Genomic DNA, 25,012 nt, shown 5'->3' on the forward strand with positions numbered 1-25,012 from the left:
TAATAGCGATTTGCGGCGGTGGTTGCCGCCTATTAAAGCTAGGATAATTGCATGACCGGATCACTGTTTATCATCACTGCCGCCTCAGGAACGGGAAAAACCTCCCTTGTCAAGCAACTGGTCGCCACCACCAATGATCTGAGCGTGAGCATCTCCCACACCACTCGAGCGGCAAGACCTGGCGAGATTGACGGTCATCATTATCACTTTACCGATATTGAAAGCTTCACTCAAGCTGTTGAGAACCATCAGTTTTTAGAGCACGCGTTTGTTTTTGGCAATTATTATGGCACCTCAGAAGCCAGCGTCCGCGATCAGTTAACCGCCGGCATCGATGTGATTTTAGAAATCGATTGGCAAGGCGCCAAGCAAGTGAAAAATTTATTTCCAAACGCCACGATGATTTTTATCTTACCACCAAGTGTGGCAACGCTTCGCCAAAGGCTCTCCACGCGCGCCACCGACAGTAAAACGGTCATTGAGGAGCGCTTAGCGGGCGCGGTTGCTGAAATGTCGCAATACGTCAACGCTGATTATGTGGTGATTAATGACAACTTTGAGGTGGCGCTTGCCGAATTAAAATCGATCATCATCGCGGACAGACAAACCCTTGCTCGCCAGCAGGAACGCTATCAAGTCACCATCAATGCGTTACTTAATCACGATGTCAGCGCCGATTTGGCTGACATTGCCAACCGCTAAGCCAATTCCTATTAAAAATCCGCGCTCAAGCCCATAAAACTGCTATAATAGGCGTCATTTTGCAAATTGTATTGGTTTGATATTAAAGATAAATGAGGTGAACTATGGCACGAGTAACGATTGAAGACTGCTTGGACAATGTGGACAACCGTTTTGAGCTGGTATTGGTGGCAAGCAAACGCGCCCGCCAATTGGCAAAAGGCATTGCCGAGCCAATGGTTGAGGTGGACAACGATAAGCCAACCGTTTTAGCACTTCGCGAAATTGCCGCCGGCAAAATCACCCGCGATATCCTCAATCAGCCTGAGCACAGCTTTTCAGCCAGCTCGCTTGATTTGGCATTGTCAGGAAATCACGGATTTTAAGCCCAGCTTTAAAATAAACGGTCATCATTGATGAGTGTTTATACCCTAAACCACAGTTATTCTGTGGTTTTTTTTGATTCTATATTGCGGTACGCTTATTTGGGCAGGTTAATTGGTTTTAAAGAATAATTTTTTTGAAGCGCTTTTAATAAGGTTGACATTGAGGTCAATTTCATATTAATTATGAGTGAGGTCATACTTGATCAGCACTTTATTATAAAGTCGATGACAACGCCGACCGCCTTTAAAGTTTCCGCAGTAACCTTGCTATTATGGCGCTTTAGCCGCTTATCTCAATAGGACAGCCCATTTATGGATCTATCGCTTCCCAAACTCAGTCATCAAATGGTCGATGAGGCGCAATACTCCTTGCTGCGCTCTGTTGGGTATTTAAGCGCTGCTGAACGCCGCGATATCATTGATGCCTGTCAATTTGGGGATCAGGCGCATATCAACGATCGGCGCAAATCCGGCGAGCCTTACATCACCCACCCGATTGCGGTGGCGGAGATTTTGGCAGGATTTCGCTTGGATCGCGATACCATCATTGCTGCTATCTTGCATGATACGGTTGAGGACACTGAAGTCAGCGACGATGAGCTTGAACAGCGCTACGGCAAAGTGGTGGCGCGGCTGGTCGATGGCGTCACCAAGCTGAAATCCTCAAGGCACAATAAGCAGCAAAATAAAGCGGCGACCTTTCATAAAATATTGACCGCAACGCTTGATGATCCACGAGTATTGATCATTAAACTTGCTGACCGATTGCACAATATGTCAACGCTTGATGCCGTTCGCCCTGAAAAACAGCGCGCCACCGCCCAAGAGACGCTTGATTTTTATGTGCCGTTTGCAAGGCTTATGGGATTAAACGATATTGCCGATTATATTGAGGTGCTCTGCTACCGCAACCTTGATTCGGACATGTACAATAAATTGTCGGACAAATTGCTTCAGCATGGCTTGGGTCGCAACTTTCAAAAAGAAGCCATTCATCGTTATTTGACTATTGTGCTTAATAACTTAGGACTTAGCGGTCACGTCAAAGTTTTGGACAATCAGGTTGCCATGTTTCGGCAGTTTTTTCGCAATCGCGGCGAGATCAACTCCCTTTTGCGGCATTACTCCTTTGAGATCGTCCTTGATAACGTCGAAGCTTGCGACAAGCTTGCTTACTATTTGATCAAAAAATACCAAATCGATGACGCTCATATTGAGGATAATATTCGGCGACCGCTTCCCGGCGGCAATCAATCATTAACGCTCATTTATGAGCGCGATAATGACATTATCAAAGCCACCATTTTAACCAAACAAATGCAGCACGCCGCTCGCCTTGGCGTTATAGGCGCGGAGCACGCCTCCGATGTCAGCCAATCGGTCATTCAAGCTTCGCTTCGCAATATGAAAGATTTGGTCAATGATGACAGCTTGGATGAAAGCAGTCCCGATTTTGCGGCGACCGTTGCCACCATTAACGAGCTGATGGATTATTTGCATTCAAGCAAAATCATTTGCTACAGCCCACAAGGTCGCGCTTATGAGCTGCCACAAGGGGCAACCGCGCTTGACTTTGCTTATGCCGTAGGACCTATGGTCGGCAATGTGGCGATCGGTGCCAATATTGAAAACAAAAAAGCCAAGCTTGGAACGGTTCTTAAAAACGGTCAATTGGTCGAAATTGAAGTCGATGAAACTTCTGAACCAAAAGCGGAATGGCTTGGCTTTGTGGTCACCAACAAAGCCCGCGAGGAGATTTTACGCTGGTTTAAGCACTTATCTGCTGAAGACAAACAGCGCCATGGTCAGCAAGCGCTGGATCGCGCGCTACAAACTTACCAAAAAAGCTTGCAGGATTTGACTGAAAGCAATTGGGATAATTTACTTGAATGGCGCGGTATTAAGGACAAAAACACCTTATTTGAGCAAATCAGTTCAGGAACGTTATTGCCGCAATTGGTGGTCTCAAGGCTGTTTAGCGATGAGGTAGCTTGCGCTCAAGCATTAAATGATTTGGATAATGATGCCGCCGCTCAGCCGCAGCAATTGGTCGCTAATGCCGCAGGGGTTGAGCTTGATTTTGCCAATTGTTGTCATCCCATTTATGGTGACCCGATCGTCGGTCACTTATCGCGCCATGGCTTGGTGGTTCACCGTCATAAGTGCTTTTCGCTCGATGACATTCGAAAAGACAATCCCTACCAGATCATTCAGCTGCGCTGGCGTGAGGACAAAGCAAGCGCTCAAGCGGTACCAAAACCTAACCTCAACGCCCCTAACATTCCAGGTGAGTATGATGAAAAAATCCGCTTCCCTGCGTATTTGAAGCTGTCCATTGCGCTAAGCGATGAGCAAATCAGTGAGGTGATTTATCACTTGCGCCAATCTTATATCGGCGTTGAAACCATTGATGTTCGTGCAAGTGACACCATTTTACACATCATTGTCAGAAGCCGCGTTCACTTAGCGCACGGCATTCGTGAGCTGCGATCGCTGCTTGGCTTTCCAAACATCATGCGCTTGTACCAGCTGTAGTTTTATTTTTAGAAAAAAATTTTTATAATGGGCTTTTACCACCACCACGAAGGATATTTTATGACTCGCCAAACCATTCACACTGACCACGCTCCAGCTGCCGTTGGCACTTATTCGCAAGCGATCAAGGTTGGCAATACCGTTTATCTTTCAGGTCAGCTTGGTCTTGACCCAAAAACGATGGAGCTAAAAGACGGCTTTGATGCGCAAGCTAAGCAAGCCTTTGCCAATTTAAAAGCCATTTGTGAAGCGGCAGGTGGCAGTTTAAATGATGTGGTTAAGTTTAACGTGTCACTCACTGACTTGAACGACTTTGCGGCATTAAACACCGTTTTTGAAGCCAATTTAACCGCGCCTTATCCTGCTCGCGCTGCCGTTCAAGTTGCTGCCTTGCCCAAAGGCGGCGTGGTTGAAATTGAAGCCATTATGTTTCTTGACTCATAAGCCTAAAAGCCAAAACGGTTAAAGCAAAACGTTAATAACTTATCAGCTCAGCTATAATAAAACCCAAATGATTGCGTTTGGGTTTTTGTATTTTAAATCGTTAATTTTCAACCTAACCATAAAAAGGGGACAATATGTTGGTTCAAGTGGCGCTTCCTGTTCCCTTATTTCGGGAATTTGATTATTTGCCTATTGATGCCAAGCTGACCGTTATCGGCGGGCGCGTTTTGGTGCCTTTTGGCAGGCAGACATTGATCGGCATTGTGGTAGGATTGGTGGCTGAAACTGACAGCGACATTCCTAAAAATAAGCTTAAAGCCATTTTAGAAAATATCGATGATGAGCCAATTTTTACCGAAGCGATGCTCAATTTGGCGCGCTGGCTTTCTCAATATTATCACTATCCGCTAGGCGATGTGCTGTCGGTGATGTTGCCAAAGCTGATCCGGCAAGGAAAACCGCTTGATTTACTCACCACACATTGGCGGATTTTACCCAAGGCAACGGATACAGATTTGCCCGCGCGCGCTCATAAGCAGCAAGCTCAATTTGCGATGCTCAAACTTCACGGCGAGCATGGCGCAAGTGAGGATGTGCTTTTGATGGAGGGCATGGCGCGCAACTTTTTGATCCTGCTTGAAAATAAAGGCATGATCGAGCGCTTTGAAAAACCAAAAGCGCCGCCAAAACCGGTGAGCCTTGCCAAATTACCGCTTGATTTAACCGACGAACAACAAGCCGTGGTTGATGCTGTAATCTGCGCTCATGAGTCGCAGTCGTATTTGGGAATTTTGCTCAATGGCATCACCGGAAGTGGCAAAACCGAAGTCTACTTGCAAGCGATGCAGCACGTTTTAGAAGCCGGTCAGCAAGTGCTAATTTTGGTGCCTGAAATTGGCTTGACGCCGCAAACAAAGGCGCGATTTGCCAGCCGATTTGCTGCCCATATTGTGCTGCTGCATTCAGGAATGAGCGCCACGCAGCGACTTCAAGGTTGGCAAGATTGTAAATCCGGTCACGCGCAAATTATTATCGGTACACGATCAACGATTCTTTATGCCTTTAATAAGTTAGGATTAATTGTTGTTGATGAAGCTCATGACAGCTCTTATAAGCAGCAAGATACACTGCGCTATCATGCCGCCGATGTGGCGCTTTATCGCGGCGCTCAAATGAACATCCCCGTCATTTTAGGAAGCGCTACCCCAAGCCTTGAGCATTTAAAATTGGTTGATGACGGCAAATTAACCGAATATCAATTGTCAAAGCGCGCAGGCGGCGCAAACATGGCGGTCATGAAACTGATTGACGCACGATTTCAAAGCACGTATCAACAAACGACCCCTGATGGCGAGCGCTACAATACGGGACTTACCGATGCGCTGATTGACGCGATCCGCCGAACGCTTGACGCCGGTGAGCAGGTGCTGATTTTTTTAAATCGCCGCGGTTATGCGCCGATTTTGCTTTGCGAGGCTTGCGGTTGGCAGGCGGACTGTCCACGCTGTGATGCCCATTTGACCGTTCATTTTAGCAATCAGCTCATCACCCAAGGCAATTTATCCCAGTCGTATTTAAAATGCCACCACTGTGATTGGCAGTCGTATATTCCGCCCGTTTGCCCCGATTGCCAAAGCCAAAATTTGGATGCTCGCGGCATGGGAACGTCCCGCTTAAGCGAAAATTTGCATGCCATTTTTGCCAATTTACAAACGAGCAAAACCATTTACCCGATCATTCAAATCGACCGCGACACCACGCGCCGAAAAGACAGTTGGGAGAAAATTTACCAGCAAATTAACGAGGGCAAACCCGCCATTTTGGTTGGAACGCAAATGGTCGCTAAAGGTCACCATTTCCCAAACGTAACTTTGGTTTGTCTGCCAAATGCTGACCGCGGCTTTTTATCGGCTGACTTTCGCTCACCGGAGCACACGGCGCAATTGATGATTCAGGTTGCAGGTCGCGCCGGTCGCGGTGACAAAGCCGGTCAGGTGCTGATTCAAACCCTGCAACCTGAAAACCCGCTACTATTAAAGCTGATTCGTGATGGCTATTTGCCGTTTGCGCAAGCATTACTTGATGAGCGCAAAGTGATGGGACTGCCGCCTTTTAGCTTTGCCGCATTGATTCGCTGTGAAGCCAAAACTCTTGCCGCCGCTACCCAAGCGCTCAATGACGCCATTGCCATTTTGCCAAAGCCGCATCATTTGGCGGTGCTAGGACCTATTGATGCACCGATGAGTAAAAAAAACAGCCGCTATCACATGCAGCTATTGTTGTTGTCAAAAGAGCGTCGGCAACTGCATCATGTGCTTAATCATTGGTGGTCACAAGTGCTGCAACTGCCCTCCGCCAAATATTTAAAGCTAACCTTAGATATTGACCCCATCGCTTGGTAACACATTGCCACGGATTAATTTTTTGATTTTGCTATGCTAAGGGTTGCCAATTTTTTATCAAAATGAGCCTGCTATGACCAAAAGCCCCACGCCAAACTTGACTGATAGCCTTAAAAATACGCCAGAACTGCCTGCCGATACCAAAGGCTATCAAAAAACGCTGCTGATTAGCTTTATCATCATTGCAGGCTACATGGTGATCGAAGCGGTTGGCGGCTGGCTGACCGGAAGCTTGGCACTGTTGTCGGACGCCGGTCACATGCTCAGTGACGCCATTGCGCTTGGGGCGACGCTACTGGCTTTTAAAATTGGCGAAAAAGCCGCCACACGGCAAAAAACTTATGGCTATAAGCGCTTTGAAATTTTGGTTGCGGGCGCTAATGGGGCAACCTTAATTATTATTGCCCTAATGATTATGGTTGAGGCAGTAAAGCGCTTCAACTCGCCGCCTGAAATTGCCACCCAAGGCATGCTCATTATTGCCTTTATCGGAATGTTGGTCAACATTTTGGTGGCTTGGCTCATGCACCGAAGCAGCAATGATGATCACGGTCACAGCCACAGCCACGATCATAATGACAACCATGATCACAGCCACGACGACCACGATCATAGCCACGACAAAAGCACCACCAAAAAACCTGTTAATTTGAACATGCAAAGCGCTTATCTGCATGTGTTAAGTGACTTGCTCGGTTCCGTTGCCGCAATTATTGCTGCGCTTTTGATGATGGCGTTTGGTTGGATTTGGGCGGATGCGGCAGCCTCCGTGATCGTCGCCGTTTTGATTTTGATCAGCGGCTACCGCGTGGTTCGCGATGCAGCGCATATTTTGATGGAAGGCACGCCAAAAGGGATTCAACTTGCTGATGTTGAAGCTCAGTTGCTTAATCATCCTGACGTTGACGCCGTTCACGACCTTCATGTTTGGAGTATTACCAGCGGTCTGCATGCGCTCTCCTGCCACGTGGTCGTGGATGGTGACATGCGCATTCATGAAGCAAGTGCGCTTATTCGTGATCTTGAAGCACGACTGCAAACCCTTAATATTGGTCACGCGACCATTCAAGTTGAAAACGCTCAACATTCTCAAACTGCTGCCTGCTCGGACGGTTTGGTTTGTGATATTGCCAGCCGACCTGTGGAAGGTGGCGCTCATATTGGGCACTCGCATTAACGGCGCTGATTTTTTATCGTTTTATAGGCGCTCATGCTATCTTGAAATGAGCGCAAGCTTAGCCAAACTACCGCGCCAATCGCTATCAAAGCGCTTGCGATAACTAACGACAATCTAATCGGAAAATCAAGCGACCCGCCGTTAATATTAGGAAAATAGGCAGGTCCCATATTTGATGCCATCAGTAAATAAAAGCTAAATAGCAGCAATATGGCAACCGCAATTAACCGAAAAAATAACTGCTTGATGATCATTAATATTGCCGTTTTGGTGGATAATTTTTTCAGTCTCATGGCATCTTCTAATTGAACCTCTTTCATAATTGCCTTCCAAATTTTTTATTTATTTTATTTTCATAATAAATTAAATTTTCCTTATTTATCCGTTTTGTTTGGGGATTCATTACCGAATTGAAAAAAAGCGGCAAATTAAGCGCGCGCCAAATTGCTGCTTTATGGTAGGATGTAAAAAAGCCATTTTATCAGCCGCTTACTATTGATGACTCATTATGATCCGACGCTCAGCGCCTTTTGTTGCTCCCGATATTGTTGAGGATGCCTTATCAAAAGACGGTAAAAAACACGCCAAAGCTTTACTCTCAACGTTGCAAGAGGACATTGCGCAGTTTCGTGATGACCAGTTTCCGCCCGATATTTTGCGCCAAATCCGAGATTTGCCCATTTTTGAGGGAAATCTTGCCGAAGTTCAAGCTTACGCGGCGCGCTGGCGACCACTGATTGATCGCGCCATGGCATTTTATCCCAATGCCTATTTGCCGCCGGATTGTTTGCCGCTGCCGGCAAGCCTTGAGATTCCGCAGTTTATTTACCACGTTCAAAAGCTGCATTTGACCAAAACGCGCGCCAAAGAGTCCAAAAGCTTTGGCTCAGTTGGGGCGCTTACTGATAAATGCGGTGAGTTTACTGCCACCGAGATTGCGCGAATGGAAGTGGTCTTGGCAAAAAATGAGGACGCAAGGCTGGTGGCGCACCGCGAATTTATTGATCTTCGCGCTTACGTGTTTTGCCGCGACCAAAAAGGCGAGATGCTTGATCCTGAGCGCATCCGCTTTTATCGAACGGGGCTTATCGTTCATGCGTTACCCGATTTTAAAATCGTCGATAGCCGCCAAACTCCGCGCAAAAAGCGCAACGATGCTTACACCAATCCGCTTGCAGACAATGGCGTTTGGCGGATTTTTCAAAAAAAATAAGCGTTTTTATTCAGTTCTTTAACTCAAACATTTAACAGTTTTATGTTAGCCCCAACCCAATTAAGGAGAGTCTATGCTTGCTGCCGCGACCGGCGCCCCAAATTTGATGCTTCAAGCCATTATTTTTTTGGGGGCAGCGCTTCTGCTTGTGCCTTTAGGCAAGCGCTTTGGGCTGGCAACGGTGTTGGGGTATTTGTTAACGGGATTGATTTTAGGTCCCAGCGGTCTTGATGTGGTGGGCGATGCCGAAAGCCTGCTTCATGTTGCCGAGTTTGGCGTGGTAATGCTGCTATTTATCATCGGTCTTGAGCTTCAGCCGTCAAGGCTTTGGGCGCTGCGTCACTCAATTTTCGTACTGGGCGGCTTGCAGGTGGGGCTTACGGGCGTCACTTTAATGGGGCTTGCTTATTATTTATTTTCCCTGCATTTAGATACCGCGTTTATCGTCGGCTTTGGGCTGGCGTTATCGTCAACGGCATTTGTATTGCAACTGCTCACCGAAAAGCAGCAATTATCGAGCACTCATGGTCGCGAAGCCTTTACCATTTTATTATTTCAAGACATTGCGGTCATTCCGCTGCTTGCGGTGATCCCTTTTTTATCTGGTGTCCGCGAGCAAAGTTATGACATCATTTATTTTGCCAAAGTCATTGCCGTGTTTGCCGGATTGATTTTTTCAAGCCGCTATATTGTTCGACCATTTTTCAAATTTGTAGCGTTAAGCGGCGCAACCGAACTTCTTACCGCCGTTGCCCTATTTATCGTGATGGGCGTATCGATGTTGATGGAGCAAATCGGGCTATCAATGGCGCTTGGGGCATTTTTGACTGGCGTTTTGCTTGCCGACTCCGAGTACCGTCATGAGCTTGAAGCCAGTATTGAGCCGTTTAAAGGGCTGCTTTTAGGACTGTTTTTTATGTCGGTTGGTATGCTGACCGATGTTGGGCTGATTATGGCAAAGCCTGTCTTTATCATTAGTGCTGCGGCAATGCTGATGGTGATTAAGTTTTTGGTAATAACCTTTATTGCCAAAGCTACTGGCAACCGCTTGCCAACGAGCATTCGGCTTGGGGTGACGCTAGCGCAAGGTGGCGAATTTGCCTTTGTGCTATTTAGCGTGGCGACCCGCCAAAATGTCCTCAACGGCGAGCTTGCCGGAATGCTCAATTTAATCGTGACCATTTCCATGGCGCTGACGCCACTTGCGTTTTTACTGCTTGAAAAAGTCGGCGAGCCTATTTTTGCCAAAAAGAAACCCAGCCGCGAGTACGACACTATCCCCGATCATGAGCATCCGGTCATTATCGCCGGATTTGGTCGCGTGGGGCAAATCATTGGTCGCGTGCTGCGGATGCACAATATTGAATTTACCGCCATTGAGCGCTCGGCAAATCGCGTGGATTTCGTTCGCAAATTTGGTAACCAAGTTTATTACGGCGACCCCAAAAACCCAGAGATTTTGCGCGCAGCAGGAATCAGTAAAGCCAAGATTTTTATCATTGCCGTTGATGATTTGGAGCGCTCCATCACCACCGCTCAGTATCTTCGCGATCATTATCCAGATCTGATTGTGTTGGCGCGCGCCCGTGACCGTCAGCATTATTACCGCTTGCGTGAGGTGGGCGTTCGTCATATTTGGCGCGAAACGTATTTGTCATCCTTAGATATGTCGCGCGAATCGTTGCAACTTTTGGGGATTTCGCCTGAAAAAGCGCGCGAAACGATCCAAACGTTCCGCGATTATGATGATGATTTAATCGAGCGCCAACAAGCCATTTATGATGACGAAGCTCGAATGATTGAATCGGCGCAATCGGCAATCGCTGAGCTTGAAAGCTTATTTGATGAAGACATTGATGAAGCAAGGCGCTTAGATCTAAAGCTTTATCGCATGAGTAAAGAGCAGTCGTCATAGAAGATTAACGCTTAAGCTTATTGTGCCAAACAGCTTTTTGGCGCTTGTTTTTTGTTCAAAGAGCTGACGCATTGCCAATTGCCACTGTCCAAATCGTGATAAAACACCAGCGTTTTACCATTTAAATATCGTGTTGGAAATTGAGCACCGTTAACCGTTGCCACCACCGCGCAATCGGTATTTTTGATTCCGGCAACTTGATTAGCAACGGTCATATTCACCTTTTGCTCAAAAGTGCTCAGCGGCAAATTGACCGGACACAATTGCGTTTGCTCATAAATCAGCGCAACTCGAGATTGGGCATTTTTGGCAATATTATAAGCATCAAATAAAATCTCATGCTCTTTTTTCTTCGCCAGCAGTGGTAAAAACTGAACGTCAATGACAAGCAGCGCAAACGCAAAAAAGCCAAATCCCAAGCCAAAGCCGACCATGCTCACCCCGCCCTCGCGGCGAAGGTGTGCTTGCTGCGCTGCTTCATCACGCGGATTTTGCTCAATTGCGTCAGCAATCTCGCGCCGCGCCATCCGGTAATAATAAGCATCCGTCCAGCGCGCCACCATCACCGACCAAAACAGCCAAATCGCCGCTCCTATGCCAATCCGCGTTGCCATTTGATAAGCCTCTGGAACAAACGCCATAAAGGCAAATTCAAAAAACACCAAAATAATGGTGATATTTAAATGAATAAACGACCATCCTGCCACGCTATAAACGATGGCGTCCATATAGCGCTTTCGGTACAACAGCCACGGAAAGGTCATAAAAAACGCCGCCCAGTGCCATTTAGGCGACAAATAGCCTTGCTTATCAAAGTCATCAAAACGCTTTAAATAATACTCTTGGCTGCGATGACCGATAAACCACTGGTCAAGCTGTCGCCGTCTTTTGGCGCTCAATTGCTCTTGGTAAAACGGCGGCGGTGAATCCGTCTCAATAAATAGCATCGCGATAGGCTCACTTTACAAAAAGGTTCACTAATAAGTCATTATAAAGCATCACTTTGAGCGATTCGAGGGCGCTTTTTATGGCATTTGGTAGCAAAGCGGATCACCGCCTGCGTTCCAAGCGTGCCCGATTTATCTTATAATAAGACCACTTTTTACAACTGACACGGTATTATGAATCAGCCTGACATCTTACAACCGCGCGTGATTAACACCTTTATGAAGCGCAAAACCCACATGAATAAAAACGCTGAGCTTGCGCTAAGTGATCCTATTTTTGCGCCATATTTGGTCAATAATGGCACAGGGATGGGCAATCTTGAGGGCATCAATGACTTGCGAGCGCTATTTCAAGACACGCCAAACGGAGGCGATGCGCCATTAACGCTTGAGATTGGCTTTGGTCTTGGCGACTCGCTCATTGAGATGGCAACCAATGATAAAGACCGCAACTTTATTGGCATTGAAGTTCATGAGCCAGGGATTGGCAAAGCGGCGTTTATGGCGCATGAAAAAAACTTAACCAACATCAAAATCATCAACGGCGACGCCATTACTTTACTATCGCAGCTACCAAGCAATCATATCGACCGAATCCAGCTTTACTTCCCCGACCCGTGGCAAAAAAAGCGCCATCATAAGCGCCGCTTTGTCAGCCCTGAGCGCATGGCACTGGTCACCCGAGTACTCAAATCCGGCGGCTGGTTTCATACCGCAACCGACTGGGAGCATTATGCCTTTTGGATGGTAGAAGTGTTGGACGAGATGCCAAACCTTCACAACCAAGCCGGTCGCGGCAATTTTACCGACCGACCTAATTTTCGACCCCTGACCAAATTTGAGCGCCGCGGTATTGATCGCGGTCATGGCGTTTGGGATTTGATTTATGTTAAGGATTAATCAAGGCTGATTTAAGCAACCTCGTTTTAAAGTTGCTTTGTTAACACCTTTAAAACAGCGATAAATTGTCGCTGTTTCTTTTGGTAAAAATTAACGGCTAATTGGCGTGAAACATCGCCAAATTTTGATTTTTTGGGTTGCTAAAATCATTATTTATGCTTATGCTAAGAAGGATCATTTCACAAAATTCTCAATCTATTATCTTGTAAACTTCGGTTACATAAGGGTTACACGAGTTTTCCCCAAAAGCTGTGGATAACTCTGTGGATAACTCCTCTATTCATTGCTACTAGCACACGTCTTATAACGCCTCCATTAAAATTGATCATTTTTTATACAATTATTTTTTTATTTAAAAATCAATGACTTATCTAAAAATTTTTACTCTAAAAATTAATCTCAATTTTATTAAAGTCACTACTTTTTATTCCAATGTTTCACAAATTGGTTGGATAGCTACTAAAGCTATTCGTCATGCTACAAAACTTTTTCCCTTAAATATGATAAAAAATAGTCATTGGATCTTGAATTTCTAGGCGTCATCTATTGTCGCAAGCAACTGGCAGTTGGGTTAATTTGAGCCGTTAGTTTGCTATAATAGCATCATCGAAACGGCAGATGATTTGCCAAACTTACCAACGTTTTTTTATTATTATTGATAGGACGTCAGCGTAACTTTCGCTATAGTCGCGGTGTTCTATCCCAATTTATAAAAGGATTCCAGAATGGATGACAACAAAGCCAAAGCGCTCAAAGCCGCCCTTGGTCAAATTGAAAAGCAATTTGGTAAAAACACCATCATGCACTTGGGTGATGAGTCCGCAGCGCTTGATGTTGATGTGGTGTCCACCGGATCGCTTGGTCTTGATATTGCGCTTGGGATTGGCGGCTTGCCAAAGGGTCGCATCATTGAGATTTACGGTCCTGAAAGCTCGGGCAAAACCACAATGACCCTGCAAGCGATCGCAGAATGCCAAAAGCAAGGCGGAACTTGTGCGTTTATTGACGCGGAGCACGCGCTTGACCCAATTTATGCGCGCAAGCTTGGCGTCAATACCGATGATTTATTGGTCTCACAACCGGACAATGGCGAGCAAGCGCTTGAGATTACTGACATGCTCGTTCGCTCAGGCGCGGTTGATATGATTGTGGTTGACTCGGTTGCTGCTTTGACCCCACGCGCGGAAATTGAGGGCGAAATGGGCGACTCGCACATGGGACTTCAAGCTCGTCTTATGAGCCAAGCACTTCGTAAAATCACCGGAAACGCCAAACGCTCCAACTGTATGGTGGTGTTTATTAACCAAATCCGTATGAAAATCGGCGTTATGTTTGGTAGCCCTGAAACCACAACCGGCGGTAACGCGCTGAAATTCTATGCGTCAGTTCGGATGGACATTCGCCGCATTGGTGCGGTCAAAAATGGTGATGAAATCATCGGTAACCAAACGCGCGTCAAAGTCATCAAAAACAAAATGGCGCCGCCGTTCCGCCAAGCCGAATTTGAAATCACTTACGGCGAAGGCACCAACCATTTAGCTGAAGTCATCGATTTGGGCGTGGAAGTCGGTGCAGTTGGCAAAGCGGGCGCTTGGTACAGCTATGGCGATGAAAAAATCGGTCAAGGTAAAGCCAACTCCGTGCTGTTTTTGAAAGAAAATCCTGAGATTGCGCAAGCCATTGAAGCGAAAATTCGCGCGCAAAAACTCGGCGCTATTGACCCAACCGCCGTTACCGATGTTGACGAAGAAGCGCCGGATTTCAACGCTGATTCGGTTGAGCTGCCATAAATAACTGATTGTTTAGCTGCTATGAGTCAAGTTAAAACGCTCGCTGAAATCTTAGCGCAAGTTGATAAGGCGCCTGATAAAAAGCCTGATTCAAAATCAGGCTCGGCGATACCAAAGCCTAAAAATCGCTCTGAGAATCAGTCTCAGGGCGCTTTTGTGCATGAGGATAAACAAGAAACATCCTTCACTAAAAATTTTCGCTCAAAACATGAGTTTAAAAAGAAGAAGAAAAGGTCTAACTCCGTAGATGATGATTTTGAGCAAGACTTTCATGACAATTTAGAAATTGGCTTGGATATTGATTCGCCAAATCCTACTCGAAAACAAGGCAAAAAAAAGCGAAAGCGCTTTCATCCTGCCGCAACCTTTATCCCCGAAAAATCAGAAACGCCGGACTACGAGCCGCCAAATCCTAACAGCATCAAAGCCTTACTTGCCGAGGTCAAAAACGATTTAGAAAACGGTGAAACGGAAGGCGATACTCAAGATACGGACAATATTCCTGCCGCACTTAAAGCCTATTTGCGCTCTCCTGAGCAGCGCCAAGCTGAAACGGACGCGATCAAAGCAGAAAGCCGATTACGCTGGCTGGCATTTTACTATTTATCGCGGCGTGAGTTTGGACAAGCTGAACTTAAGCAAAAGCTGATTGAAAAAGATCAAGACCCCGACAAAATCGACGCGCTATTGGCGGAATTTAGCGAAAAAGGCTACCAAAGCGATGAGCGTGCCACCTTAATGCTGATTCGTGAAAATATCCGCAAAGGTCGCGGTCACAACCGAATTAAGCAAGAATTGCAGCAAAAAAAGCTGACCCTGCCTTGCAATATTGACGAGCTCATTGAGTTGGCGCAGTCAGAAACCCAAGCGTTTAGTGAGTTTATGGCGAATGATGACGACTTGGTCGAGGGCATCGACTGGCTAAAACTGGCTGTGGAGGCGCGAACCAAAAAGTACGGCAACAGCATTCCAACCACGCCTAAAGATAAAGCCAAGCAACTGCGATTTTTGCAGTATCGCGGCTTTCAAAGCGATGTTTGCTTTGCAGCGCTTGATTACACCCTTGAAACGTTAGATGAGCGCTATTAACTTATTAATAGCGCTTTTTTTGACTGATAAAAATCAAATCCTCTATCTAATAACTATTTAATTAGTAATAACCAAGCAATTTCCACCAAATCAATCCTGCTCCAATCCAAACGATTAAGTTCACCACGCTCATAATCGCGCCCATGATCCACCATTCCCCAAGCGTGACGTAGCCTGAGTTAAAAATTACCGGCGCCGTTCCGGTTGCATAATGGGTCAAGGTCATCATGATGTTCCCTGCAGCTGCCAAAATTAGGGCATAAAGCATCGGTGGCGCGCCAAGTGCCAATCCCACGGCATAAAACGCGGCAAATAACGCGGTAATATGCGCGGTCGTACTGGCAAAAAAGTAATGAATGTATAAATAAACCAGCGTCAAAATCGCCACCGCACCAATCCAACCGACGCCTGTTGCTGCAATCATATGCTCGATATTGTCCGAAAACCAACTGACCAAGCCAAGTTTATTAAGATAAGATGCCATCATAATCAGCGCACCAAACCAAACAATGGTATCCCAAGCAGATTTTTCTTTAAGCACATCTTCCCAAGTGAGAACGCCCGTTAATAAAAGCGCCGTTAAGCCAATAAATGCCGTGGTCGTTGCATCAACGGTAAGGCTTTCGCTAATCAATAGCGCTGGAATATTTGCCCAAAGTATCAGCATGAGTGCAAACACGCCCAGCATGATTTTTTCTTGACGGGTGACGTGACCCATTTTTTTAAGGTTGTCTTTAGCAAAGGCTTTAGCGTCAGGAGTCGCTTTGACTTCCGGCGGATAAATCAAGTAAATGACCAGCGGCATTAAGATCAAACAAAGCATTCCAGGGATAAACATGGCGACCGCCCAAGTCGTCCACGACAAATGAATTTGACTTCCGGTGGCTTTATTGACCAAATCCACCACCAAGGGGTTGGGCGCGGTGGCAGTAATAAACATACCTGAGGTGATGGGATTGGCATGATAGTTGACCATCGCCAAATAGCGACCGATCTTTTTTTGCGAGCCCTCCTCCGGCGTTGAGTGAAAGCTTTGGGCAATCGATAGCATAATAGGATGAATAATCCCGCCGCCGCGAGCAGTATTTGACGGCGTGATGGGAGCAATCATCAATTCCGCAGCGGTCAATGAATACGCCACGCCCACCGTTTTTTTGCCAAAAATCGAGATGAAATAATATGCAATTCGCCGACCAAGACCGGTCTTAATTAAGCCGCGCGAAATCATGACCGCAATACCAATCAACCAAATCAGCGGGCTTGAAAAACTGGATAACGCATCACTAATTGCACCGCTTGGCGTGTCATTAGTAACGCCTGTAAGTGCCACAGCAGTGACCGCAATAATTGCAATCGCACCGATGGGCAGCACTTTACCAATGATGGCAACAATGGTTGCAATAAACAACGCCAGCATGTGCCAAGCATCGGGGCTGACGCCCTCAGGAATCGGGATCAAAAACCAAATGATTAAACCAATGGCAATCGCGATGACCGCAGGAATGGGCTTAAATGGCATTACTTACCTCCTTAGCATGTTGTTCTTATTTATTTTTATAAGTGCTAATCATTTCGCTACTTTTTGTGGGTATCATATAATGATTAATCTTCCAAATTAGGAAACTTTCACTATTTTTAACAATTCTGTGAACCTTTTTTCAATAATCATTTTTGTTTAAACCATAAAAAAGAGCCCAAAAGAGCCCTTTTTGAATCAATAAACTTAAACTTAAGATTTAAGCGCTCCTAAGCGGTTAGATAACTGCTGAATGATTTGGTCAATTTCTTGATTGGCATCAGCTTCATTGTCCAAATTGCCATGCGGCGTCAGTTGGTTCATCACCTCAGGGAGCAGTTCAGCCAAGCCTTGACGGACTTCCAAATCATTGGCGCCTGTTTTTGCCGCAACGGTTTGAATATCTTGGTCATCAAACAATCGGCTGACTTCATTGGGATCAAGATTGTCATTTAATTCGTGATTGCTTAGCCAAGATCGCGCTTGATGCTCATAGCCAAGTTGGCTGACCTTATTGAGCGCGCCGCCAAGACCACCATTTCGTTGAATCCAGTTCAGCACCACAGGAAGCAGCGCAGCAATCAACATGCCTTTACCACCAAAACCGCTTTGCTGACGTGACCCTAAAATACTGCCTAAAATATCACCCAATCCACCTGCGCCTTGATTAATGCTGCCTCGTGATTGGGAACTTGAGTTCATCAGACCGCCCAAAATATCATCCAACCCAAAATGATTGTCTGTCTGCCGCTCATAGCGCTGCGGATTATAATCGCGCGATTGATGGCGACCGGTCAGCACACCGCTTAAAATATCGCCAAGACCGCCCGTTTTGCGCGGGGTGATTTGCTGATTGATAGGGTTACGATTGGCATCATCAGGATCGATCGCACTACGCGCGATTTGGGTGACCAAATTCCCTAATAAACTCATAATGACTCCTTATTGTTTTAATATTATCTTTTTAATGAGGCAGTTTGCGTTTGCCATCATAAAAACGGCATTAATATTAATATACCAAGTCTAACTGGTTATCGGGAGCGCTATTTTGTTATGTCCTGTATAGCGCTAAGCCATGAGTTGCCCAAGAATGCTCAATTTGCGCCAGTCATCCGCGGTCATTTGGTCGCGAAAAATGGTAAAGGTCAATGACCTCTGATAAGGCTCAATGACTTGAACCTCGGCAATGATCACCCAAGAATAGGCACGGACACGAAGCAAATCGCCCTGCCAAAGCTGATCGCCGCGACTGGTTGCCATCAGCAGTTGCCAGTTTTGACGCGCGTTTAAATGAAGTAGCGGCTGGCTTAACTGTAAAAGCGCAGGTTTTGATAAAAATATAAAACTGCTGATCAAAATCACTGACAATAAAGCCAGTCCAAACTGCCAAATAGCAAGCCCTGCCAACCACGCGATAGGCAAAAAAATGGCAAGTAAAGCGGCATAAAAAAGCAATCGAAATCGGCTTTGCAAAGTTATTGGCGCATCAAGGCGCATTAAGTTGCTCATTTATAATGCTTTAGCATGACGCCAAGATTTGATTTGATTGACCAACTGCCAAACGGCTTCATCTTCAGGCTTTGCTTGGTTGGTAAAATAATCAAGCAAATCAGGGTCTTCATAAGTTAACAGATTAGCAAACGTTGCTTGCTCTTTAGGGTCTGCCGCTAAATAGAGCTCTTTAACATAAGGGTCAAGGTAAAAATCCAGCTCTTTTAGTCCGCGCCGAGCTTGATAAATGATTCGGCGCTGCTCAAGGGTTGGCTCAATCGTTTGGTTAGCAGCCATTATTAGCTCCTTTTAAAAAATGTTAATAGTCATGTTAGCAGCGGCTTAACTGCTCCCAAAGGCTTGCTGCTTGCTTCATCATTGCCACATTATGCGTTCGAATAATGCTTGCGCCTTGCTGGATGGCAATGAGCCCCGCCGCTGACCCTACCCAATCGCGCTCCAAAGCTTGCGACTGCTCCCAAGACGCAACGCCACTTTTATTTAAAACTTCGGCTAAAAACCGCTTTCGAGAAATGCCAAACATCACTGGTCGATGAAAAATTTGAAAGTGATCAAGATGAGTGAGCAATTGACAATGATGATCATAGTTTTTTGCAAAGCCAAATCCGGGGTCAATAATGATATTTTCCGCGCGAACGCCGGCTTGAATGGTCGCTTCAACTTGAACAGACAACTCGCGGATCACCTCGCTGACCACCTCATGATAATCGGCAAACTCATTCATCGTTGTGGGTTCGCCGCGCATGTGCATGAGCATCACTGGAAGATCAAGCGCAGCTGCCATATCGCGAGCGCCCTCTCGAGTAAGCGCGCGAACATCGTTCCAAATATCTGCCCCCGCAATTGCCGCTGACCGCATCACCTCAGGATTACTGGTGTCAATCGACAGCCAAATATCATTGCCGAAGCGTTTGCGAATTTTCTCAACTACGGGAACGACGCGCAACTGCTCTTCCTTAGTTGACACAGCTTTGGCATTGGGTCTGGTGGACTCGCCGCCAATATCAATGATCGCTGCGCCATCATTTAGCATTTGCTCGCAATGATGAAGCGCATCATCAAGTTGATTAAATTTACCGCCATCTGAAAATGAATCCGGCGTGACGTTTAATATTCCCATAATCTGCGGGCGCGACAAATCTAGCGTTTTGCCCCGATAGGTTAACTCAAAATTTGGCAAGGGTTGAAACAATGACATAAAGATTCCAATAGCAAATCAATCTTTGCTCATCATAACAGGAATTTACAGACAATAAAAAAGCCCTTAATGAAAAAAGGGCTTTTTGTTTGAGTTATAACTTCACATTACATTGCAGGAAGTGGTGGTGGCGTTGACTTTGAAGGCTTCACGTCATCTTTTGCCAAATTGACCTCATTGCCTTGATAGACTTTCGGTGGTCTTGGCGCTTCACCCGCTAAAATATCTTGCAATTGATCGCGGTCAATGGTTTCCCATTTCATCAGCGCATCAACCATTGCATAGATTTTATCTTTATTGCCTTCGATCAGCTCACGAGCGATATCATATTGCTCCTCTAGCATTCGGCGAACTTCTTCATCTACTTTTTGCTGAGTAGCCTCTGAAATGGTTCGGCTGCCGCCACCAAAGTAGCCTTGCGAGCTGTCATCATCTTCATAAACCATGATTCCAAGAGCATCTGACATGCCGTACTTGGTCACCATGGCTCGCGCCATTTTGGTAGCCCGTTCAAAGTCGTTTGACGCTCCTGTTGACTGCTGATTAATGAATACTTCTTCAGCAATACGACCACCAAATAAAATGGCAATGTCGTTGAGCATTTTTGACTTATACATACTGGTTTGGTCATGCTCAGGAAGCTGCCAAGTTACCCCTAATGCAAAGCCGCGTGGCATAATCGTCACTTTATGAACCGGATCTGTTCCTGGAAGCAATTCGGCAACCAAAGCATGACCGGATTCATGGTAAGCGGTTGCTCGGCGCTCTTCTTCACGAAGCACCATGGATTTACGCTCAGGACCCATGTAAAGCTTGTCTTTTGCATCTTCAAAATCGTTCATATCAACGCTACGCTTGTTACGGCGAGCAGCAAACAGCGCCGCTTCGTTCACAAGGTTGGCAAGCTGAGCACCACTAAAGCCAGGAGTTCCGCGAGCGAGCGCATTGGCATCAACGGCAATGGTATTTGGCAATTTTTTCAAATGCACTTTTAAAATTTGCTCGCGACCTTTGATGTCTGGCAATCCCACTTGGACTTGACGGTCAAAACGACCAGGTCGCAATAACGCTTTATCAAGCACGTCGGCGCGGTTGGTCGCCGCGATCACGATCACGCCTTCATTACCTTCAAAGCCATCCATTTCAACCAAAAGCTGGTTTAAGGTTTGCTCACGCTCATCATTGCCGCCGCCCATTCCAGAGCCACGATGACGACCGACCGCATCAATCTCGTCAATAAAGATGATACAAGGTGCGTTTTTCTTAGCTTGTTCAAACATATCACGGACACGAGATGCACCAACGCCAACAAACATTTCAACAAAGTCAGAGCCTGAGATTGAGAAAAATGGTACTTTAGCTTCACCGGCAATGGCTTTAGCAAGCAGCGTTTTACCAGTTCCAGGCGGTCCTACCATCAAGATACCGCGTGGAATCATCGCCCCAAGCTTGGTAAATTTGTCCGGATCGCGCAGAAAGTCAACCACTTCAACAACTTCTTGTTTGGCCTCTTCACAGCCTGCCACATCGTCAAAGTTAACGCGGATTTGGTCTTCGGTCAGCATTTTGGCTTTTGATTTGCCAAAGCTCATAGGACCGCTGCCTTTACCGCCCGCGCCGCCTTGCATATTACGCATAAAGAATAAAAACAAGCCGATGATTAACAGGATGGGGAAGCTTGCAATCAACAGCTGCATCAACACGCCTTGACGTTTTGGCGCTGTGCCTTGAACTTCGACTTTATTTTCGCGCAGCATCGGCATAAGCTGCTCGTCCATCACCGCAGGTCTGATGGTCTCAAAAGTTGAGCCATTTTTCTTTTCACCCGTGATCTGCTCACCGTCAATCTTGACGCTTGCCACTTGGTTTTCGGTCACAGCGGTCACAAATTGCGAGTAGTTGAGATTATCAGGCTCAGATGATTGATCAAAGCTGCTAAACACCACTACCAAAACACCGATGACCACCAGCCACAATAAGGTATTTTTTACCATGTCGCTCACAAATTTTCCCATCCCTTATTTAATTGGTGTGCTTTTTTAAACCAGAACGTCAAAAACACAACATTTATTGGGGTAAAATAAGCTTCAGTCACTTGCTTATTTCAACACATAAATTCTTGTTTTTAGACAACTTTGCTCAATAGAATCATTTCGCATAAAACTGACTAATATAAAGTTAATATACCATGATATATGGTAGCTGCTATTAAAATTCAAGCGATTGCGGCAATTATTGAGTTAACAAATGTAGCGCTTAATTACCCTTATTTACGGGCGCTTGATTTGCTATTTAAGGACGCTTTATTGGCTTTGCTGCCGTTTATTTTGAATAAAATAGCTTTATTACATTTTACTAAGTTGAATAACAATCATGACATTATAATTCAAAATTAGAGGTTAACCTTTTGAAATTGGTAGTTATTTTATTGCTACCCAAAAAATTTCTTTTGATCGAGGTCGCGATGCCGCAGGCTTAATGCTACGAACTTTGCTAAACTGTTTTTGTAGCTCAGTGCGAAGTTCTTGCTCACCTTCACCTTGAAAAACTTTCATAATCAGCGCCCCACCTTTTGGCAAGGTATTATTGGCAAAATCAATGGCAAGCTCACACAAATACATCATTCGCGGCTGATCGACGCCGCTATTTCCTGAGGTATTGGGCGCCATGTCCGACAACACCACATCAACCGCGCGCTCGCCAACCTCAGTCATGATGGCATCAAACACTTCCGTTTCACGAAAATCCCCTTGAATAAAGGTCACGTTTTCAAGGGCATCCATCGGTAAAATATCGGAGGCAATCAGCACGCCTTTTTCACCAACCAATCGCCCTGCAACTTGCGACCAGCTGCCAGGCGCCGATCCTAAATCCACCACGGTCATGCCCTTTTTAATCAGCTTGGTTTTGTCATTGATTTCAAGCAATTTATAAGCGGCGCGCGCCCGAAAACCGTCTTTTTGGGCTTGTTGAACATAATAGTCATCGATGTGCTCTTTCATCCAAGCTTTGCTGCTTTTTGACAGTTTTTTATTTTCAATTCGCGTGGCCAAAATGGTGCTCCAACATACGGACCTAAAAGCGCGGTCATTAGATTACTTAATTGTGGCAATCACCGCGTTTTTCAAAGGCTAAAACCTTCATCTTAACATTTTCAATCTATAAAATCGTGCAATTTACCGCAATTTTTAAGCAAGTTGCTGTCAGATTATTTATAATTGTCTTTAACTTTTTTAATGATGCTGCTGTAATTTTTTAACATGGAATCTGCTATGAAATCGATCACTCTTGATAACGACACTATCCGCAAGCTCAAAGGCATCGGTCACGAATTAAAGCCCATCGTCATGATTGGCAATAATGGCGTAACGCCTGCCATCATCAACGAAGTGGATCGCGCGCTTAACGATCATGAATTGATCAAAGTCAAACTGCCGGCTGGAAGCAAGCACGATCGCGATGTGATCAGCAGTGAGCTTGCCGCGGCTGCAAACGCTTTTGTTATTCATAGCATTGGTCGCATGGCGTTGCTACTGCGCCAAAATCCAAATGCCAACCCCAAGCTTTCCAATTTAAGCCGCTATGAATAATTCCTACCCTTGATCAAAAAAAACCGCAGCATTAAGGCTTGCGGTTTTTTTCTAACCATTCATTAAACTGACTTTAGTTTTTAAACTGACTTTCGCAAAAATAACCTTATGCAACAACGATTTTTACTTCAACTGTCCCAAGACACCCTTCAAGAGGATGCCAAACGTTTAGGCGTGACGGCTTTAACCTTAAAGCACATCACCATTGATGTGATTGCTCAAATTCAAAAATCACCGACGCCTTATTTAGAGCTCAATTATCGGATTGAGTTGCCAACGCCGTTATCAAAGTATATTGAATGGTCAGATTGGCAGGCAGATAAGGTTGGCTTTAGCGATTTTTTATGGGAAAAAACCTGCCTTGAGTGCTTTATTCAGCAAAACCATCAGTCAGGTTATGTCGAAATCAATGCTGCGCCCTGTGGCAAATTTGCCGTTTATAACTTTTTAAACTACCGAACGCCCAGCGGTTTGCCCCCTGAGCCTTTATTCATATCAAATGGCAATCGAGCGGTCATTAATTGGCAAAATTTTAGTCAAGATGACTTATCAGATAACTTTCGGCGTCAATTTACCATCGATTTAAAGCAACTGCCTAACTTTCAAGAAAATCTACCCAATTTTGGAATAGGGAAGCTTCATCCTTGTGTGATTTTAAACTTTGAGGCGGCTCAGCTTTATTTTGCGCCAAAGCATGCCATTCCCGCCGATTTTCATGACGCAAGCTACTGGCAGGATTTTAAGCCCAAATCTTAAATTCAACGCGTTTTAGTCACCCTCAGATATCATAATCAATAAAAAAGCTCAGCCATGGAATTCACCATTTCTGAGCTTTTAAGCAAAATTTTTATAAAACAATATCGCGCTTCACTAAAGTTGTGAGGCTAAGAGTAATCATATAAAAATTTTGAGTTATTCGGCCATCGCAAGATAGATGCCGCGGTTTGATGCGTCGTCCACATATTGTGAATCGCGCCAAGTGGTGTATGAGTAAGCGCCGCCATAAGGGCTGATGCTGCTTTGACGGAAATCTGAAATCCAGTTTGAGCCATCATAAATTTGAATGTGACCATGCGGATGCTTTGAGCTGCGATCATAAACGACCACATCCCCTACTTGCGGTGGTGCATCGTTACTGATTTTTGAAAATCCTGCATTCGCAAGCGTTCCGCGAGTGGCATACTGATAGGCTGATGGATTTGGCGTAAAGTCATATCCGGCAGCTTGTAGCGCGGTGCGAACGTATCGCGCGCAGCGACCAGAACTTCTTGACAATGCCACGCGTGAGGCATGAGCGGCGGCTTGGGCTGGCGCTGAATAGCGATCAGGCGCTGATCCTGCCATTTTTTTCTGGTTTTCAAGATAAATCTTTGAAGTAAGCGTTGCAAGCTCTTGCTGCTTTTGCTGAGCTTGGTTGTTGAGCTGATAAATGGTTCGGCTGATTTCATCGTTGTTTGATACCGAAACGTGAGCGCCGGTTCTTGTGCTATAGATGTTTTTTGAGGAGCCGTAGTTTAATGAAGCATTGGTAATGTAATTTGACCCACTTTGGACAACGGCTGCACCACTCGTTTGTGCAACGCCCATTCCTAATACGGTCAAAATTAATAAAGCGTGTTTCATAAATTTACTGCCTTTGGTTAATACAAGATTGCTTGTCATCCATAACAAAGCATCAATTAATTTAGAGGAAGTTTCACCCGTCGTGATAAAATCC

At 45.6% G+C, this 25,012-nt stretch carries 22 protein-coding genes and 1 pseudogene; 13 read left to right on the top strand and 10 right to left on the bottom strand.

The window, feature by feature from the left end; genetic code table 11:
* The first annotated feature begins 51 nt into the window (after positions 1 to 51).
* The 6 genes from gmk (at position 52) to HF322_RS05120 (ending at position 7,625) form a co-directional block, all read left to right on the top strand.
* Positions 52 to 702: a guanylate kinase gene (gene gmk / locus HF322_RS05095; RefSeq protein ID WP_169392335.1), complete on the top strand. Its 651-nt coding sequence runs from the start codon at positions 52 to 54 to the stop codon at positions 700 to 702.
* Between the two features lie 104 nt (positions 703 to 806).
* Positions 807 to 1,067: a DNA-directed RNA polymerase subunit omega gene (rpoZ, locus tag HF322_RS05100; protein WP_169392336.1), complete on the top strand. Its 261-nt coding sequence runs from the start codon at positions 807 to 809 to the stop codon at positions 1,065 to 1,067.
* A gap of 312 nt (positions 1,068 to 1,379) precedes the next feature.
* Positions 1,380 to 3,602, top strand: coding sequence for a bifunctional (p)ppGpp synthetase/guanosine-3',5'-bis(diphosphate) 3'-pyrophosphohydrolase (locus tag HF322_RS05105; RefSeq protein ID WP_169392337.1), 2,223 nt, complete (start codon positions 1,380 to 1,382; stop codon positions 3,600 to 3,602).
* Positions 3,603 to 3,662: 60 nt separating this feature from the next.
* Positions 3,663 to 4,046, top strand: a complete 384-nt coding sequence (locus tag HF322_RS05110; protein ID WP_169392338.1) for a RidA family protein — start codon at positions 3,663 to 3,665, stop codon at positions 4,044 to 4,046.
* 134 nt (positions 4,047 to 4,180) lie between these two features.
* Positions 4,181 to 6,448 (top strand): primosomal protein N', encoded by a 2,268-nt coding sequence (locus tag HF322_RS05115; protein ID WP_169392339.1) that lies wholly within the window; start codon positions 4,181 to 4,183, stop codon positions 6,446 to 6,448.
* Positions 6,449 to 6,521: 73 nt separating this feature from the next.
* On the top strand, positions 6,522 to 7,625 hold the full coding sequence (locus HF322_RS05120) for a cation diffusion facilitator family transporter (protein ID WP_169392340.1): 1,104 nt from the start codon (positions 6,522 to 6,524) through the stop codon (positions 7,623 to 7,625).
* On the opposite strand, the gene HF322_RS05125 is transcribed toward HF322_RS05120, so the two are convergent.
* A complete protein-coding gene (locus tag HF322_RS05125; protein ID WP_169392341.1) occupies positions 7,622 to 7,945 on the bottom strand; it encodes a hypothetical protein in 324 nt (107 codons plus the stop codon). The genes HF322_RS05120 and HF322_RS05125 overlap by 4 nt on opposite strands.
* Before the next feature lie 188 nt (positions 7,946 to 8,133).
* On the opposite strand from HF322_RS05125, the gene HF322_RS05130 reads away from it, so the two are divergent.
* Together HF322_RS05130 and HF322_RS05135 are read left to right on the top strand one after the other, a co-directional pair.
* Positions 8,134 to 8,838, top strand: a complete 705-nt coding sequence (locus tag HF322_RS05130; protein ID WP_169392342.1) for a hypothetical protein — start codon at positions 8,134 to 8,136, stop codon at positions 8,836 to 8,838.
* 73 nt (positions 8,839 to 8,911) lie between these two features.
* Entirely contained in the window at positions 8,912 to 10,753 is a 1,842-nt protein-coding gene (locus HF322_RS05135) for a monovalent cation:proton antiporter-2 (CPA2) family protein (protein WP_169392343.1), read from the top strand.
* A gap of 17 nt (positions 10,754 to 10,770) precedes the next feature.
* Here HF322_RS05135 and HF322_RS05140 read toward each other — a convergent pair whose 3' ends face one another.
* Positions 10,771 to 11,700 carry a pilin gene (locus HF322_RS05140; RefSeq protein WP_169392344.1) on the bottom strand — a complete coding sequence of 310 codons (930 nt, stop codon included), beginning with the start codon at positions 11,698 to 11,700 and terminating at the stop codon, positions 10,771 to 10,773.
* 201 nt (positions 11,701 to 11,901) lie between these two features.
* Between HF322_RS05140 and trmB the strand changes: the two are divergent.
* From trmB to HF322_RS05155, 3 genes and pseudogenes are all read left to right on the top strand, one after another.
* Positions 11,902 to 12,600, top strand: a pseudogene (trmB, locus tag HF322_RS05145) (tRNA (guanosine(46)-N7)-methyltransferase TrmB); the annotation flags it as partial.
* 725 nt (positions 12,601 to 13,325) lie between these two features.
* Entirely contained in the window at positions 13,326 to 14,390 is a 1,065-nt protein-coding gene (recA, locus tag HF322_RS05150) for a recombinase RecA (RefSeq protein ID WP_169392346.1), read from the top strand.
* Between the two features lie 21 nt (positions 14,391 to 14,411).
* On the top strand, positions 14,412 to 15,479 hold the full coding sequence (locus HF322_RS05155; RefSeq protein WP_169392347.1) for a regulatory protein RecX: 1,068 nt from the start codon (positions 14,412 to 14,414) through the stop codon (positions 15,477 to 15,479).
* Between the two features lie 61 nt (positions 15,480 to 15,540).
* On the opposite strand, the gene HF322_RS05160 is transcribed toward HF322_RS05155, so the two are convergent.
* The 7 genes from HF322_RS05160 to HF322_RS05190 form a co-directional block, all read right to left on the bottom strand.
* On the bottom strand, positions 15,541 to 16,998 hold the full coding sequence (locus HF322_RS05160; RefSeq protein ID WP_169392348.1) for an anion permease: 1,458 nt from the start codon (positions 16,996 to 16,998) through the stop codon (positions 15,541 to 15,543).
* A 210-nt stretch (positions 16,999 to 17,208) separates the two neighbouring features.
* Entirely contained in the window at positions 17,209 to 17,928 is a 720-nt protein-coding gene (locus HF322_RS05165) for a YidB family protein (RefSeq protein WP_169392349.1), read from the bottom strand.
* 135 nt (positions 17,929 to 18,063) lie between these two features.
* Positions 18,064 to 18,504, bottom strand: coding sequence for a hypothetical protein (locus HF322_RS05170; RefSeq protein WP_169392350.1), 441 nt, complete (start codon positions 18,502 to 18,504; stop codon positions 18,064 to 18,066).
* Positions 18,505 to 18,783, bottom strand: coding sequence for a succinate dehydrogenase assembly factor 2 (locus HF322_RS05175; RefSeq protein ID WP_169392351.1), 279 nt, complete (start codon positions 18,781 to 18,783; stop codon positions 18,505 to 18,507).
* A gap of 34 nt (positions 18,784 to 18,817) precedes the next feature.
* On the bottom strand, positions 18,818 to 19,705 hold the full coding sequence (gene folP / locus HF322_RS05180) for a dihydropteroate synthase (protein WP_169392352.1): 888 nt from the start codon (positions 19,703 to 19,705) through the stop codon (positions 18,818 to 18,820).
* Positions 19,706 to 19,812: 107 nt separating this feature from the next.
* Entirely contained in the window at positions 19,813 to 21,708 is a 1,896-nt protein-coding gene (gene ftsH / locus HF322_RS05185) for an ATP-dependent zinc metalloprotease FtsH (protein WP_169392353.1), read from the bottom strand.
* A gap of 417 nt (positions 21,709 to 22,125) precedes the next feature.
* Entirely contained in the window at positions 22,126 to 22,758 is a 633-nt protein-coding gene (locus tag HF322_RS05190) for an RlmE family RNA methyltransferase (protein WP_169392354.1), read from the bottom strand.
* 219 nt (positions 22,759 to 22,977) lie between these two features.
* Between HF322_RS05190 and HF322_RS05195 the strand changes: the two genes are divergently transcribed.
* A complete protein-coding gene (locus tag HF322_RS05195) occupies positions 22,978 to 23,295 on the top strand; it encodes a YhbY family RNA-binding protein (RefSeq protein WP_169392355.1) in 318 nt (105 codons plus the stop codon).
* Between the two features lie 108 nt (positions 23,296 to 23,403).
* The gene (locus HF322_RS05200; RefSeq protein WP_169392356.1) at positions 23,404 to 24,051 is read left to right on the top strand and encodes a hypothetical protein; all 648 of its coding nucleotides are present in this window, start codon (positions 23,404 to 23,406) and stop codon (positions 24,049 to 24,051) included.
* A gap of 156 nt (positions 24,052 to 24,207) precedes the next feature.
* Here HF322_RS05200 and HF322_RS05205 read toward each other — a convergent pair whose 3' ends face one another.
* Positions 24,208 to 24,918 carry a CHAP domain-containing protein gene (locus tag HF322_RS05205; RefSeq protein WP_169392357.1) on the bottom strand — a complete coding sequence of 237 codons (711 nt, stop codon included), beginning with the start codon at positions 24,916 to 24,918 and terminating at the stop codon, positions 24,208 to 24,210.
* Between the last annotated feature and the right edge of the window lie 94 nt (positions 24,919 to 25,012).

The sequence above is a fragment of the Psychrobacter sp. MF31 genome, assembly GCF_012847335.1.
Taxonomy (GTDB): domain Bacteria; phylum Pseudomonadota; class Gammaproteobacteria; order Pseudomonadales; family Moraxellaceae; genus Psychrobacter.